This is a genomic window from Neorhizobium sp. P1_A6, from assembly GCF_056406795.1.
Genome location: NZ_JBFTZM010000017.1, coordinates 39000 through 54630, shown reverse-complemented (window position 1 = coordinate 54630; position 15631 = coordinate 39000). Strand labels below are relative to the sequence as shown.

Annotated in this window: 12 protein-coding genes; 10 read left to right on the top strand and 2 right to left on the bottom strand. The window is 62.1% G+C overall.

What is annotated here, in order from left to right:
- Positions 1 to 27 precede the first annotated feature (27 nt).
- Positions 28 to 1575, bottom strand: a complete 1548-nt coding sequence (locus tag AC1D3C_RS25485) for an indolepyruvate oxidoreductase subunit beta family protein (RefSeq protein WP_477484841.1) — start codon at positions 1573 to 1575, stop codon at positions 28 to 30.
- 3 nt (positions 1576 to 1578) lie between these two features.
- Positions 1579 to 3735, bottom strand: coding sequence for a thiamine pyrophosphate-dependent enzyme (locus AC1D3C_RS25480; RefSeq protein WP_477484840.1), 2157 nt, complete (start codon positions 3733 to 3735; stop codon positions 1579 to 1581).
- Positions 3736 to 4031: 296 nt separating this feature from the next.
- Between AC1D3C_RS25480 and AC1D3C_RS25475 the strand changes: the two genes are divergently transcribed.
- From AC1D3C_RS25475 to argE, 10 genes are all read left to right on the top strand, one after another.
- Positions 4032 to 6377 (top strand): bifunctional salicylyl-CoA 5-hydroxylase/oxidoreductase, encoded by a 2346-nt coding sequence (locus tag AC1D3C_RS25475; RefSeq protein ID WP_477484839.1) that lies wholly within the window; start codon positions 4032 to 4034, stop codon positions 6375 to 6377.
- Between the two features lie 10 nt (positions 6378 to 6387).
- Positions 6388 to 7200 carry an SDR family NAD(P)-dependent oxidoreductase gene (locus AC1D3C_RS25470; protein WP_477484838.1) on the top strand — a complete coding sequence of 271 codons (813 nt, stop codon included), beginning with the start codon at positions 6388 to 6390 and terminating at the stop codon, positions 7198 to 7200.
- A gap of 42 nt (positions 7201 to 7242) precedes the next feature.
- Positions 7243 to 7689 carry a cupin domain-containing protein gene (locus AC1D3C_RS25465; protein WP_477484837.1) on the top strand — a complete coding sequence of 149 codons (447 nt, stop codon included), beginning with the start codon at positions 7243 to 7245 and terminating at the stop codon, positions 7687 to 7689.
- A gap of 59 nt (positions 7690 to 7748) precedes the next feature.
- Entirely contained in the window at positions 7749 to 8591 is an 843-nt protein-coding gene (locus AC1D3C_RS25460) for an enoyl-CoA hydratase family protein (protein ID WP_477484836.1), read from the top strand.
- Complete coding sequence (locus AC1D3C_RS25455) at positions 8591 to 9766, top strand: acyl-CoA dehydrogenase family protein (protein ID WP_477484835.1); 1176 nt, start codon at positions 8591 to 8593, stop codon at positions 9764 to 9766. Before AC1D3C_RS25460 ends, AC1D3C_RS25455 begins: the two co-directional genes overlap by 1 nt.
- An 8-nt stretch (positions 9767 to 9774) precedes the next feature.
- Entirely contained in the window at positions 9775 to 10206 is a 432-nt protein-coding gene (locus tag AC1D3C_RS25450) for an acyl-CoA thioesterase (protein WP_477484834.1), read from the top strand.
- The gene (locus AC1D3C_RS25445) at positions 10184 to 10579 is read left to right on the top strand and encodes a RidA family protein (RefSeq protein WP_046637978.1); all 396 of its coding nucleotides are present in this window, start codon (positions 10184 to 10186) and stop codon (positions 10577 to 10579) included. The genes AC1D3C_RS25450 and AC1D3C_RS25445 overlap by 23 nt, the downstream gene beginning before the upstream one ends.
- A gap of 8 nt (positions 10580 to 10587) precedes the next feature.
- Positions 10588 to 12549, top strand: a complete 1962-nt coding sequence (locus tag AC1D3C_RS25440) for a 3-hydroxyacyl-CoA dehydrogenase NAD-binding domain-containing protein (protein WP_477484833.1) — start codon at positions 10588 to 10590, stop codon at positions 12547 to 12549.
- A 319-nt stretch (positions 12550 to 12868) separates the two neighbouring features.
- On the top strand, positions 12869 to 14476 hold the full coding sequence (locus AC1D3C_RS25435) for an ABC transporter substrate-binding protein (protein ID WP_477484832.1): 1608 nt from the start codon (positions 12869 to 12871) through the stop codon (positions 14474 to 14476).
- The gene (gene argE, locus AC1D3C_RS25430; protein ID WP_477484831.1) at positions 14476 to 15630 is read left to right on the top strand and encodes an acetylornithine deacetylase; all 1155 of its coding nucleotides are present in this window, start codon (positions 14476 to 14478) and stop codon (positions 15628 to 15630) included. Before AC1D3C_RS25435 ends, argE begins: the two co-directional genes overlap by 1 nt.
- Position 15631 lies beyond the last annotated feature (1 nt).

The window sequence follows — 15631 nt, the reverse complement described above, 5'->3', positions numbered from 1 at the left end:
GCTATAATGTGTCTTTATCCTTAAAACCTAAAGCGTAGAGACCGTCTTCAACGCGCCGTCGAGAGCAATGCCGCTTTCGTCCAGAAGAGCCGCCTGGCGCAGGCGCTTCATCCAGGCAGCACCGTCTTCGCGGTCCGCCAAGGTCGTCAGCGCCGACATCACCCGGTCGAACTTCGAAAGCCCACGCGCATGGGTGTCGGAATAACCCTTCACCAGGCGGCGGTTGTTGATCACCTCGACCGCGAGATCGTAATTTCTCGGAAGAAGCGACATCGCGGTATTGAGCCAGGCCTCACGGTGTTCGGTCTCGCGCAAGTGCCGGAGCGTGCCACGGCGGGTGCGCCGCAACGCTGCCAGCGTATAAAGCGTCAGGAACCAGAAGAGCGTGCCGGTCTGCACGCGACGGCCCTTGTTGATGCGGCGATCGAGCCAGGCAAAGACCTTCGGGCGGTTTTCGACCCAGAGACCGAGCCGCTTCGGCATGGTCCCAACGACCTCTTCCATGCGCGGATGCATGTATTCGGTCATGTAGAGGATTTGGTCCTGCTTGACGCCGACCTCCCTGGCGACCCGATTGAAGCGGGTGCCACGGGTCTTGAGGTCCGCGACGCGGATGACATCGTCATAGGCCATGGCGACGGCGACGTATTTCGCCGACTGGACGGTGAAAGCATAATCGTGCTCGCCGCCGCCATTGGCACGATCGAGGGCATGAAGTTTGCCAACCCGATCGAGATATTCGCTGGCATAGGCCGGATCCTGGAAATCCGTGAGCTTCTTGACGCCCGCAAACAGCAGCGGCCAGGCGACCTCGGGGAATTCGGCGCGCAGGCGGTGCACCAGCCGGTCGAGATCCGGATGGCCAGCGGTTTCCGGCATCGTATCGAAACGCTTCGGCGCCATCGCGACCACTTCGTCGCGCGGCTTGGTTTTCGCCCGCTCGTAGGCGGCATTGAAAGCCCTGAGGCTGGGTTCGATGCCCTTGCCGCCGCCGCGAATTACCGCCTCGAAGGCTTCCTTCGGGAAGGGCAGCACGTCGGCTGCCGCAAGTGCGCCGAACATCGAGGCGGAAATCACGCTGCCGTTTTTCGTCGCCAGCGTGTCCATGTCGAAGGCGATGGTACGCCTCGCGGCGAAATCGGTCGCGCCGACCACCACGGTCGGATCGCCGATGCCGTCGCCCGGCTTCTCCTTCTCGCCGACCGCAAACGAACGGTGCGTCGAGGCGATCAGGGTGGTCTTGTCCGGCGTCACCAGACCGCGCAGCACGGAACGGCCGGCTTCCATCAGTTCGGCGGCCAGCACGATGTCAACGTCGCCCGGCGTCGGCATTAGCGAGAAGATCGGCGACACGCCGTCGCAGGCGGGCAGCATCTCGATGTAATAGATCGTCGCGCCGGTGCGCTGGGCAACGCCCGGCACCGATGTCGACTGCGCCATCCAGCCTTGCTCTTCGGCAAGGCCGACGATCCAGTCGGCCAGCACGCCGCCGCCCTGGCCGCCCATGGCCATGATCGCCAGCGTCAGCGGCTTGTCGGAAGCATGGAGCGCCTTGAGGTTCACGGTCTCGTTCATCGATCAAGCCTCCGCGAAAACGACGCGGCCGGCGGCACGGCGGGCCTGCAGCCAGCCGATCACCGAGCTACGGAATTTCGAGAGGAACTTGTCCCAGCCGGTCGGATTGTGGATGATATCGGCGCGATAGAACGACGGACAGAGAACGGCGGCTTCCGAAACCTCACCGCAATTGCCGCAGCCGACGCAGCTATTGTCGATCGCCGCGACCGGATCGTCCTTCAGCGGATCATCCGTATGCTTCACCGATAGCGACGGGCAGCCGGAAAGCCGGATGCAGGCGTGATCGCCGGTGCAGACGTCCTCGTCCACCCCGAAGCGCTCCTTCACCATGCGCTTGCCGTCCTTGACCGCCTGATTGAACTGCGGCTTCACGCGGCGCTGCTTGTTCAGCATACATTCGGAAGAGGCGACGATGATCTTCGGGCCTTTTTCCTTGCTCGTCAGCGCTTCCTTCAGCGTGTCGCGCATCTTGGCGACGTCATAGGTGCGGTCGATCTGGCGCACCCAGGTGGCCCCGATGCCCTTCACCGCATTGACGATCGAATTGTTGGTCTTGCGGTTCGGGTTGATGGCGCGGGAGGAGAGAATGTCCTGCCCACCGGTCGCCGCAGAATAGAAATTATCGACGACGAGGATGACGCCGTCCTGTTTGTTGAACACCGCATTGCCGACCGAGGTCGCAAGGCCGTTGTGCCAGAAACCGCCATCGCCCATGACCGCGATCGAGCGCTTGTCCGCCTCGACATTGAAGGCGGAAGCGGAAGCAGGACCAAGACCGTAGCCCATCGTCGTGCCGCCGATATTGAAGGGCGGCAGGATCGAGAACAGGTGACAGCCGATATCCGCCGAGACGTGGTGTTCGCCGAGTTCCTTTTCAACCAGCTTCATGGCCGCAAAGATCGGTCGCTCCGGGCAGCCGGTGCAGAAACCGGCGGGACGCTGTGGCACGACTTCGGCCAGAGCCTTCACCTTCGGATCGTTGAGGACATCGCTCGGATCCGGCACCGGCGGCTGGTTGCCGAGCAGCAGGCGATCGTACATCTCGATGAAGGTCTTCAGCCCCTTCATCATCACTGGCGCGGTATATTCACCGCCAAGCGGCAGGATGTCCTTGCCGTGCAGGCGCGTCTGGATATCGCGGCGGCGCATCAGCGTATGGAGCGTCTGCTCGACATATTCCGGCGCGCCCTCTTCCACCATGATCACGGCCTTCTTGCCGAGACAGAAATCGACCACTTCGTCGTCGATCGTCGGATAGGCAACGTTCATCACGTAGATCGGCACCGACGAATTGCCGTAGACATCCGCAAGGCCAAGCTGCTGCAGGCCGCGCATGACGCCATTATAGAGACCGCCGAGCGTAATGATGCCGATCTCGCCTTCTTCGGGGCCGAAATGCTCGTTGAGCTTCTTCTCCTTGATGAAGTTGACGGCCGCCGGCCAGCGGCGCTCCAGCTTGTCTTTCTCTTGCCCGAAATTCGCCGGCGGCAGGACGATGCGGTTAACGTCGCGGACCGGGTTTTCGAGCGCCTGGCGCAGCGTGAATTTTGGCCGCTGGTTATCCTTGGCAACGAACTGGCCATGCACATGGCAGGCACGGATGCGCACTTCCAGCATGACCGGTGTATTCGACGCTTCGGAAAGCTGAAAACCGTCCTCGACCGCCTGGACCATCGACGGCAGGTTCGGCCGCGGGTCGAGAAGCCACATCTGCGATTTCATCGCGAACGCATGGCTGCGCTCCTGCATGATCGACGAACCTTCGCCAAAGTCTTCGCCGAGAATGATCAGCGCGCCACCATTGACGCCGCCGGAAGAAAGGTTGGAGAGCGCGTCCGACGCGACATTGGTGCCAGCCGTGGATTTCCAGGTCACAGCGCCGCGCACCGGATACATGACCGAGGCCGAGAGCATCGCCGCCGCTGCGGCTTCAGAAGCCGAGGTCTCGAAATGGACCCCGAGATCCTCCATGATGTCCTTGGCGTCAGCCAATACGTCCATCAGATGCGAGATCGGGGAGCCCTGATAGCCGCCGACATAGGAAACGCCGGATTGCAGCAGCGCCTTGGTGATGGCGAGAATGCCTTCCCCACGAAAAATCTCGCCTTCCCCAAGCTTGAGATCCTCGACTTCGCGCGCAAAAGATCGCTCGGCCATGGCAGTTCCCCTTCGCCTTGTCGGCTTCAATCCACAATCATTTGCAAAAGCATATTTTCGGCACCCGCCACTTGTCAATTCACAAATGCCGACGGAACAGCAAGTACTGCTGGCGTCGAACATCGGGCAGGACAGAGGAGTGAGCAACAGGCATCACAATATATGCTATTGCATATTATTTGATCGACCTCACATGAAAACTGCCGGAGCTGCCGCAAATCCGCTTGACGGGTCGATCAAACGCCATATAGTTTAAACTTAAAATAATGAGCGACTAACGTCAGGAGGACTTGGATATGCGCATCGTCTGTATCGGTGGCGGCCCGGCCGGTCTCTATTTCGCGCTCCTGATGAAGAAGCTGCACCCCGAGCATTCCATTTCCGTCGTCGAACGCAACAAGCCTTACGACACGTTCGGCTGGGGCGTGGTCTTCTCCGACGCCACCATGGTGTCGATGAAGGCGTGGGACCCGGAGAGCGCGGCCGAAATCGAGGACGCCTTCAACCACTGGGACGATATCGAGCTGCTGTTCAAGGGCACGCGCCAGCGCACCTCCGGCCACGGCTTTGTCGGCATCGGTCGCAAGAAGCTCTTGAACATCCTGCAGCGCCGCTGCGAGGCGCTCGGCGTCGAGCTTGTTTTTGAAACCGACTCCAATGGCGATGTCGATTATCCGGATGCGGACCTGATCATTGCATCGGACGGCTTCAACTCGAAGATCCGCAACCGTTATCCGGAGGTCTTCGAACCGGACCTCGTCGTGCGTCCGAACCGCTATATCTGGCTCGGCACCAACAAGCTCTTCGACGCCTTTACCTTCGACTTCCGCAAGACGGATCACGGCTGGTTTCAGGCGCATATCTACAAGTTCGACGACAAGACCTCGACCTTCATCGTCGAAACGACGGAAGAGGCTTACGAAAAGCACGGCCTCGGCCAGATGGACCAGCAGAGCTCGATCGATTTCTGCCAGGACCTGTTCTCGGAAGTCCTCGAAGGCTCCGAACTGATGACCAATGCCCGGCATCTGCGCGGCAGCGCCTGGCTGAACTTCAACCGCCTGATCTGCGGCAAGTGGAGCCATTTCAACGGCAAATCGCATGTCGTGCTGATGGGTGATGCCGCCCATACCGCCCATTTTGCGATCGGTTCCGGCACCAAGCTTGCCATCGACGATGCGATCGAGCTTAGCAACCAGTTCAACAAGCTCGGCCATTCCAAGGACAAGATCCCGGAAGTCCTCGAAACCTACGAGGAAATCCGCCGCGTCGACGTCGCCCGCATCCAGAATGCCGCCCGCAACGCCATGGAATGGTTCGAAGTGGTCGGCCAGCGTTACGCCGATACGCTGGAGCCGGAACAGTTCATGTATTCGATGCTGACCCGATCGCAGCGCATCAGCCACGAAAACCTGCGCCTGCGCGATCCCAAATGGCTGGAAGGTTACGAGCGCTGGTTCGCCAGGAAAAACGGCATCGAGGTGACCGGCAACGGCCGCACCCTGCCGCCGATGTTCACGCCCTATTCGCTGCGCGAAACTCATCTGCCGAACCGCATCGTCATGTCGCCGATGGCCATGTACTCCGCCAAGGACGGGCTGCTGGACGATTTCCATCTGGTCCACCTCGGCTCCCGTGCGCTCGGCGGCGCCGGCCTCGTGTTTGGAGAAATGACCTGCGTCTCGCCCGACGCCCGCATCACTCCCGGCTGCCTCGGCCTCTGGAACGAGCAGCAGGCGGCCGCCTGGAAACGCTTCGTCACCTTCGTGCATGACAATTCCGCCGCCAAGGTCGGCATCCAGCTGGGACACGCCGGCCGCAAGGGCTCGACCAAGACCGCCTGGGAAGGCATCGACCAGCCGGTCGAAGAAGGTGGCTGGCCGCTGATCTCGGCTTCGGCGCTCCCCTACCTCAAGACCAGCCATGTTCCGAAGGAAATGGACCGCGCCGACATGGATCGGGTGACGGCAGACCACGTCCGGGCGGCCCGATATGCTGCAGAAGCCGGTGCCGACTGGCTGGAGCTGCACTGCGCCCACGGTTATCTTCTGTCGAGCTTCCTTTCGCCGCTCACCAACATCCGCACAGACGAATACGGCGGCAGCCACGAAAACCGCGCGCGTTATCCGCTGGAAGTCTTCAAGGCGATCCGCGCGGTCTGGCCGGCAAACAAGCCGATTTCCGTGCGTCTCTCCTGCCATGACTGGTTCGAAGGCGGAAACACGCCGGAAGACGCGGCGATCTACGCGCGGATGTTCAAGGATGCCGGCGCCGACCTGATCGACTGCTCATCCGGCCAGGTGTGGAAGGAAGAAAAGCCGGTCTATGGCCGCCTCTTCCAGACGCCCTTCTCCGACAAGATCCGCAACGAGATCGGTATCCCAACCATCGCCGTCGGCGCGATTTCGGAGGCCGATCATGCGAACTCGATCATTGCCGCCGGCCGCGCCGATCTCTGCGCCGTCGCCCGCCCGCATCTCGCCGATCCGGCCTGGGTTCTTCACGAGGCGGCCAAGATCGGCTTGACGGATATTCCCTGGCCGAAACAGTATTATTCCGGCAAGGCGCAGTACGAAACCAACCTCGCGCGTGCTGCGGCCGCCGTTGCCCCACCGTCTGTCGGCCCGGCGGCTGCGAAATAAGGATCGCATCATGAGCGAAGCGCCCTCTGCCAGTCTTGCCAGTGCCAGCCTTGCCAACCGTCACGCCCTCGTCACCGGCGCGGGCTCGGGCATCGGCGCGGCGATCGCGACGGCGCTGGTGGAAGCCGGCGCGCGGGTGACCCTCGCCGGCCGGCGTGCCGAGCCTCTGGAGGCGCTTGCCGCAACGCTTGGCAGGGACAAGGTCTGCGTCGCGGACGGTTTCGACGTCACCGACGAGGTGGCTATCGACAATGGCCTGAAGACGGCGCGAGCCTCGTTCGGTCCTGTCGATATCCTCGTCAACAATGCCGGCGAGGGCCCGAGCGCGCCATTCGAAAAGACCTCGCTGGAGATGTGGAACCGGGTCATGTCGGTCGATCTCACCGGCGTATTCCTGGTGACCCAGGCCGTGCTGCCGGATCTCAAGGCTTTTGGCGCAGGCGCCCGCATCATCAACATCGCCTCGACCGCGGGGCTCACCGGTTATGCCTACGTCTCGGCCTATGTGGCCGCCAAACATGGCGTCGTCGGCCTCACCCGTTCGCTGGCGCTGGAGCTTGCGAGGACCGGCATCACCGTCAACGCCGTCTGCCCCGGCTTTACCGACACGCCGCTGATCGCCCGTTCGATCGCGACGATCGTCGCCAAGACCGGACGGACGGAAGAGCAGGCGCGACAGGAATTTACCAGGAGCAACCCGCAGGCGCGGCTGGTGAAGCCAGAGGAAGTCGCAGACACGGTTCTGTGGCTGGCATCGCCCGGAGCAGCGTCGATCAACGGACAGGCAATCGCGGTTGCCGGGGGAGAAGTCATGGCAGGCTAGTCGGCCTCGGCATGAACCAGGAAACGAAACCGGGAGATCAGGATGGAACTGGAAAAGGGCATAACCGAGAGCGGCAGCGGATATAACGGCACCAGCTGGAATATCCTCGGCCAGGTCTATTTCCCGAAGGCGGTCTGCGACGACACCTTCGCCTTTGAAACCAACAGTCTGCCGGGACAGTCCGTGCCTGTGCACGTCCACCCGACCCAGGACGAATTCATCCTCGTGCAGGAGGGAGAACTCGATCTGAAGCTCGACGGCCAATGGGTCAAGGCGAAGGCCGGAGACCTGGTGCGCATGCCGCGCGGCATACCTCACGGTTACTTCAACAAGTCCGACAAGCCGTGCCGGGCGCTCTTCTGGGTCTCCCCGGCCCGCAAGCTCCAGAAGCTTTTCGAAGAGCTGCACGAAATGACCGACGTGGAGGAGATCGTGAAGGTTTCCGCCGCGCACGAGGTGGATTTCCTGCCACCCTCCGCCAACGACTGACCCGGGAGAGGTCCTGCCGCCCGGAAAGGGACGGTCGATGAAAAGGAGAGGAGACGAACATGAGTGACGTGATGAAGGACATGAAGCGCAGTTTTCGCGACTACCAACCGAAACATTTCCTCTGGGAAGTGAGCGAAAACGGCCGCGTCGGGACGGTTCGCCTCAATCGTCCGGAGCGCAAGAACCCGCTGACCTTCGAAAGTTATGCGGAATTGCGCGACCTTTTTCGCGATCTCGTCTACGCCTCCGATATCCGCTCGATCGTCCTGACCGGCGCCGGCGGCAATTTCTCCTCCGGCGGCGACGTCTTCGAAATCATCGAGCCGCTGACCCATATGGCGATGCCGGACCTGCTCGCCTTCACCCGCATGACCGGCGATCTCGTCAAGGCGATGAAGAAATGCCCGCAGCCGATCGTGGCTGCGGTCGACGGCATCTGCATGGGGGCAGGCGCGATCCTCGCCATGGCCTCAGACATGCGGCTGGCGACCCCCGAAACCAAGACCGCCTTCCTCTTCACCCGCGTCGGCCTTGCTGGAGCCGACATGGGCGCCTGCGGAATCCTGCCGCGCATCATCGGCCAGGGCCGCGCCGCCGAACTGCTCTTCACCGGCCGTTCGATGAGCGCCGACGAAGGCCAGGCCTGGGGCTTCTTCAATACCATCCATCCTGGTGACGTTCTCGAAGCCGAGGCCGTGAAGCTCGCCCATTCGCTGGCGGACGGTCCGTGGTTCGCACACACGATGACCAAGACCATGCTGAACCAGGAATGGGCCATGGGCATCGAAGAGATGATCGAATCCGAAGCCCAGGCGCAGGCGATCTGCATGGCGACCAAGGATTTCCGCCGCGCCTTCGAGGCTTTCGCCGAAAAGCGCAAGCCGGTCTTCGAGGGCGACTGATGGCCAACCCCACGACACTCAAAGGACCGGCGCGCGATTTCCTCGACTGGCCTTTCTTCGACGACAGCCACAAGGCGCTCGCCGAAAAACTGGACGCCTTCGCCGCCTCCGGTGCGCTGAGCCATATCGACCATTCGGACACGGACGGCGCCTGCCGCGCGCTCGTCAAGGCGCTCGGAAACGCCGGCCTTCTCGACGCGGCGACCGGCGCCGGCGGCAGCCAACCGATCGACAGCCGCGCCGCCGGCCTGACCCGCGAAACGCTCGCCTGGCATGACGGCCTTGCCGACTTCGCCTTCGCCATGCAGGGCCTCGGCACCGGCGCGATCGGCCTTTCCGGCTCTGAAGAGCTTCGCCGGACCGTCCTGCCGAAAGCGCAATCGGGCGAATGGATCTCCGCCTTCGCGCTGTCGGAAAAGGAAGCAGGTTCGGATGTCGCCGCCATGGCTTGCGCTGCCCGAAAGGACGGCGACCACTATATCCTCGACGGCGAAAAGACCTGGATCTCCAACGGCGGCATCGCCGACGTCTACACGGTTTTCGTCCGCACCGGCGAGGCGCCCGGCACGCGCGGCATCTCCGCTTTCGTCGTTTTCGCCGACGATCCCGGCTTCTCGATCGCCGAGCGCATCGATGTGATCGCCCCGCATCCGCTGGCGACGATCCGCTTCGAGAACTGCCGCATCCCGGCTTCGCGCCTGTTGGGCGCACCGGGTGAAGGCTTCAAGATCGCCATGCGGACATTAGACATTTTCCGAGCCTCCGTCGCCGCCGCCGCTCTCGGCTTTGCCAAGCGCGCGCTGGACGAGGCGCTCGCCTATGCTAAGGCGCGGCCGATGTTCGGCAATCACCTGTCCGATCTGCAACTGACGCAAGCAGCCTTCGGCGACATGGCAGCCCAGATCGATGCCGGCGCGCTCCTCACCTATCGGGCCGCCTGGCGCCGCGACGTGCAGGGCCTGCCGACCACCAAGGAGGCGGCGATGGCAAAGATGGTCGCGACGGAGAACGCCCAAAGCGTCATCGATCGCGCCGTGCAGATGTTTGGTGGCCGCGGCGTGAAGAGCGGCGAGATCACCGAGAGCCTCTACCGGGAAATCCGGGCGCTGCGCATCTATGAGGGCGCGACCGAGGTCCAGAAGCTCATCATCGCCCGCGAACTGTTGAAGACCTGAAGACGATCATGGCTTATACGACGTCCCGCCGATTGAACTTTGGAGATTGCGATCCTTCCGGCATCGCCTATTTCCCCTCCTATCTGAACATCATGGTCGGCGTTTGCGAGGAGTTTTTCGGCGCGATCGGCTCGCCCTGGCCGGACATGATCAGCCACCGCAAGATCGGTGTGCCGACGGTGACGCTGGATGTCGCATTCAAGAGCCCGGGCTACCACGGCGATATGATGGATTTCACCATCAAGGTTATGCGGATCGGCAACAGTTCCGCCGATCTCGAATACGAGGTGCGGGCCGGCGATCGGCTGCTCTGGACCGCCAGGCAGCGGCTGGTCGCCACATCGAATGAAACCCACAAGGCCCTACCCTGGCCCGACGATATGCGCTCAGCGCTGACACAGCATTTGGAGAAGAATAATGCACACTATCCTGCAGCCTGAAGGCTGGGCAAAACCGATCGGTTACGCCAACGGCGTCGCCGCCACCGGCCGCCAGGTCTTCGTCGGCGGGCAGATCGGCTGGAACGGCCAATGCCAGTTCGAAACCGACGATTTCGTCGGCCAAGTCAAGCAGACGCTGCAGAACGTCGTCGCCGTGCTGGCCGAGGCAGGCGCCGGGCCCGAGCATATCACCACCATGACCTGGTATTTCACCGATAAGGCCGAGTATCTCGGCAACCTCAAGGGCATCGGCCAGGTCTACCGGGAAATCATCGGCAAGCACTTTCCGGCCATGGCCGCCATGCAGGTCGTGGCGCTGGTGGAAGACCGCGCCAAGATCGAAATCCAGGCGACCGCCGTCATTCCGGCCTGAGGCAGATCATGAACGAGACGATCGAATTTTCCGCCACGGTATCAACCATGACCCGCAACGGAGTTCTGGTCGTCACGATCGACAATCCGCCGGTCAACGCCACCTCCGTCGATGTCCGCAGCGGGCTTGAGAAAGCGCTCGCCCACGCAGAAACGGCCCCAGATGTGACCGGTGTCGTTATCACCGGCGCCGGAAAGACGTTCATCGGCGGTGCCGACATCAAGGAATTCGGCAAGCCCGCCATGGAACCGACCCTACCTGATGTCATCGAGAAGATCGAAGGCCTGTCGAAGCCGGTCGTCGCGGCGCTCAATGGCGCAGCGCTCGGCGGCGGTCTCGAAGTGGCGCTTGCCTGCCACTATCGCATTGCCTCGCCGGCCGCACAGGTCGGCCTGCCGGAAGTCAAACTCGGCATCGTGCCTGGCGCCGGTGGAACGCAACGCCTGCCGCGCCTGATCGGCATTCCGGCAGCACTCGACCTCATCACCTCGGGACGTTCGGTGAAGGCCGAGGAAGCCCTGAAGCTCGGGATCATCGACGAGGTAGCCGCGGGCGATCTCGTCGAGGCCGCAATATCCGTGGCATTGGCGCTGGCCGGCAAACCTCTCCGCCGCACCGGTGAGCTGAATGTCGCCGCCGCCGATCCGGCCGAAATCGAAAAAGCCTCGGTCAAAATTCTCGCGAAGGCGCGCGGCCAGAAGGCACCCGCGGAAGCTGTCCGGCTTGTCACTACGTCCAATCGCCCGCTTGCCGAAGGTCTGGCGGACGAACGTGCCACCTTCCTCACACTCCGCGACAGCCGCGAGTCGGCGGCCCTTCGCCATGTCTTCTTCGCCGAACGCGAATCCTCGAAGGTCGAGGGCCTGCAAGGCGTCAAACCTCGCCCGGTCGAGACGATCGGCATCTGCGGCCTTGGCCTGATGGGCAGCGGCATTGCCGTCGCCGCTCTTGGCGCCGGTTATTCAGTGATCGGCCTCGATCAAACGTCGGAAGCCGCTGAAAAGGGCCGCCAGCGCATCATCGGCCTGCTGGAACGCAATGTTGCCTCGGGCCGCCTCGACCAGCCCGGGTTGGAGGCTCAGAAGGCGCGCCTTTCCGTGACAGTGGAAGATGTCGATCTCGCCCCTTGCGATCTCGTCGTCGAAGCCGTGTTCGACGATCTCGCGGTCAAGACCGACCTCTTCCGGCGTCTCGACAAGGTCATCCGCCCGGATGCCGTGCTGGCGACAAATACCAGCTACCTGAACCCGGACGAGATCGCCGCCGCAACCACCCATCCGGAACGGATGCTCGGCCTGCATTTCTTTTCGCCCGCCCATGTGATGCGCCTGCTGGAAGTCGTTCGCTGTGCGAAGACCGCACCGGATGTGCTGGCGACAGGGCTGGCGGTCGCCAAGAAACTGCGCAAGCTGCCGGTCGTCACCGGCGTCACCGAAGGCTTCATCGGCAACCGCATCTTTTCCGCCTATCGCCGCGAAGCCGAGTTCCTGCTGGAAGACGGCGCCCTGCCGCACGAGGTCGATGCTGCGCTGGAAGACTACGGTTTTCCCATGGGCCTGTTCGCCGTCTACGACATGGCCGGCCTCGAAATCGCCTGGGCCCGCCGCAAACGGCAAGCGGCGACCCGCGATCCCTCGGCACGCTACGTCGAAATTGCCGATACGCTGTGCGAGGCGGGTCGCCTGGGCCAGAAAACCGGTCGCGGCTGGTACGCTTATACGGAGGGCAAGCGCACCATCGACCCGGAGGTCACCGCAATCATAGAAGCCGCTCGGGCCAAAAAGGGCATCAGCCCACGCGCATTCTCAAAGAGAGCGATTGTCGAAAGGATGCTTGCCGCGATGGCTCTGGAAGGCGAGGCATTGCTGACGGAAGGGATCGCCGCGCGAGCCAGCGATATCGACCTGGTGATGATCAATGGCTACGGCTTCCCGGCTCACAAGGGCGGCCCAATGTTTGCCAGGACTTGAGCGCCGCCAAGCGGAGTTATGATCTAACGGGCTGAAATATCTGTAGTATCTTGATCCACCAAGGGGTGCGGAAGCGCTGCCGCATGCCCGCGATTTACCCATCCAAAAGAGTTACGCTCATTTGATCAAACATGCTTGCATGTTTCCTTAATTCGCCTATTGTTTGCCCAAGCCTCGCAAGTAGGCATCTCCAAACAATGACAGGGAACGCTGCATGCTCGCACTTCCAGAGCCCATTCCGTCGAGATATTTTAACCATAAAATATCTTCCGCATCGTTGTCCCGTATTCCGACTGTCTCGTGGCGCGCTTAGGAGATCATGATGCCTTTCCCGTTTTCTGCATTCAAACGTAAGATGCTGCTGGGCACCATCGCTGCAGCCGCGATTGCCGGCCCGCTTGGAAGCATGGCCCAGGCGGCGGATTTCAAGTTCGCCGGTCCACTCGATGCCTATACGCTCGATCCCCATGCGGTTTCGAACACGCTGATCTTCGCTGTTCTTGCCAATGTCTACGAGCCGCTTGTGCGCCGTAACGCCGAGCAGAAGATCGAACCGGCACTGGCAACCGAATGGAAGCAGACGGACGGCACGACCTGGGAATTCAATCTCCGCAAGGACGTGAAATTTTCGAACGGGAACCCGTTTACCGCCGATGACGTCATCTTCTCGCTGACCCGCGGTCAGGCCGGCGGCATCAAGGCGAACCTCAATTCGATTGCCTCGATCGAGAAGGTCGACGACCACAAGATCCGCATCAAGACCCGCGCCATCAACCCGATCCTGCCGAACCAGATCACCAACTGGTACATCATGGACAAGGAATGGGCCGAGGCGAACAACACGGTTCAGCCGGGTGCCGCCAACAACGCCACCGAGACGTTTGCCAACCGCAATGCCATGGGCACCGGCCCCTACGTCATCAAGGAACGGGATCCGGGCGTGAAGACGGTCTTTGCGCCGAACCCTGGCTGGTGGGACAAGAAGACCGGCAATGTCGACAACGCGACGTTCTTCGTGATCCCCAATCCGTCGACCCGCGTATCCGCCCTCATCTCCGGCGAAGTCGACATGATCGACGGCGTGCCGCCGCAGGATGCCGAGCGCATCGAGAACGATGCGAAACTGCACATGCAGGCGGGTCCCGACCTTCGCACCATCTACATCCAGCCCGATGTCGCCCGCGACAGCCTGATCTTCGGCAGCGAAAAGACCAAGAACCCCTTCAAGGACCTGAAGGTCCGCCAGGCCATGGAACTGGCGATCGATACCGGCGCGATCCAGAAGCGCATCATGCGCAACTTCTCTGTCCCGGTCGGCCTGCCGATCGGCAAGGAGGTCAACGGTTTCGACGCAGCCCTCGGCGCGCCGGTCAAGCCCGACGTCGACAAGGCCAAGGCGCTGATGAAGGAAGCCGGCTACGAAAACGGCTTCTCCGTCACGCTCGATTGCACCAGCGACCGTTTCATGAACGACGAAGCGACCTGCCTTGCTGTCGCCGCCTCGCTTGCCCGCATCAATATCAAGGTCGATCCGCGCGCCCAGCCGACCGCCAAGTGGGCGACCCAGGTCAACCCTCCGGAATACAACACCAGCATGGCGATGCTCGGTTATTCGCCGGCCACCTATGACGCGCACATCTTCCTGACCTCGATCGCCGCCACCCGCGATCCCAAGAGCGGCCTCGGCGCCTTCAACATCGGCGGCTATTCCAATCCGGAAGTCGACAAGCTGATTGACCTGATCGGCAAGGAGACCGACCAGGCCAAGCGCACCGGCTATATCACCCAGGCCTTCAAGCTCATGAAGGCCGATGCCGCCTTCATTCCGCTCCACCAGTTGAACATTCTCTGGGGCGTCAAGGACAACGTCACCGTCGTCCAGCCGGCCGACCTTGCCTATCCGCTGCGTTATTTCACGGTGAAGTAATGACCATTGCATCCGATATAACGAGGCAGCTTGCCAGCCTCGTTTCTTATCCCACGGTCAGCGCCGTCTCCAATCTCGACCTGATCAAATATATCGAAGCCCAGACCGCCCCCTTCGGCGGGCGTGTCCGGCGCTTTGCCAACCCCGAGGGCGACAAGGCAAACACGCTGATCACGATCGGCCCGGAAGCGCCCGGCGGCATCATTTTCAGCGGCCATACGGATGTGGTGCCGACCGAAGGCCAGGCCTGGACCGGCGATCCGTGGACACTGAGGGAAGCGAACGGCCGCCTGATTGGTCGCGGCGCCACCGACATGAAGGGCTTTCTCGCCTGCTGCCTGGCAGCCGTGCCCGGCATTGCCGCCAAGAACCTCAAGAAGCCCGTCCACCTCGCCTTTTCTTATGACGAGGAGGTCGGCTGCACCGGCGTCGGCTCGATGGCCGAATGGGTGGGCCAGAGCGACCTGAAGCCGCGCCTTGCCGTCATCGGCGAAGCGACCAGCATGGACATGATTGCGGCCCACAAGGGCGGCCTGATCGGCTGGTGCCGCATCAAGGGCAAACCGGGCCATTCCTCCCAGCCTGACCGCTACGTCAACGCAGTCATGGTCGCCGGCGACATGATCGCCGAAATCAACCGCATCCGCGAGGACATGCGCAACGGCCCGCAGTTCGAAGGATTGGATCCGCCCTATTCGACGACCCAGGTCACCGTCATCAGGGGCGGCCTGCACGGCAATATCGTCTCCGAAAGCTGCGAATTCTTCTGGGAAATGCGCCTCATTCCGGGTCAGAATACTTATGAAGTGCTGGACCACATGAAGCGTTTTGCCGCCGAAAAGCTCGAACCGGCCATGAAGGCGATCGATCCGTCCTGCGGCATCGTCTTCGACGTCCAGGCCAGCATCCCCGGCCTCAAACCCAACAACGATCCGGCGCTCGACGCGGAATTGTTGGCGCTTCTCGGCCGCACCGAACCCCGCTATGTTTCCTATGGCACGGAAGCGGGCATTTTCCAGATCGCCGGCATCCCTTCGGTCGTCATCGGTCCGGGGGATATCGCCGATGCCCATCAGCCGGACGAATCGGTCGCGATCTCCGAGCTCGAGAAATGCGCCACCTTCCTCGACCGGCTCGGGGATAGCTGCTGCTAAG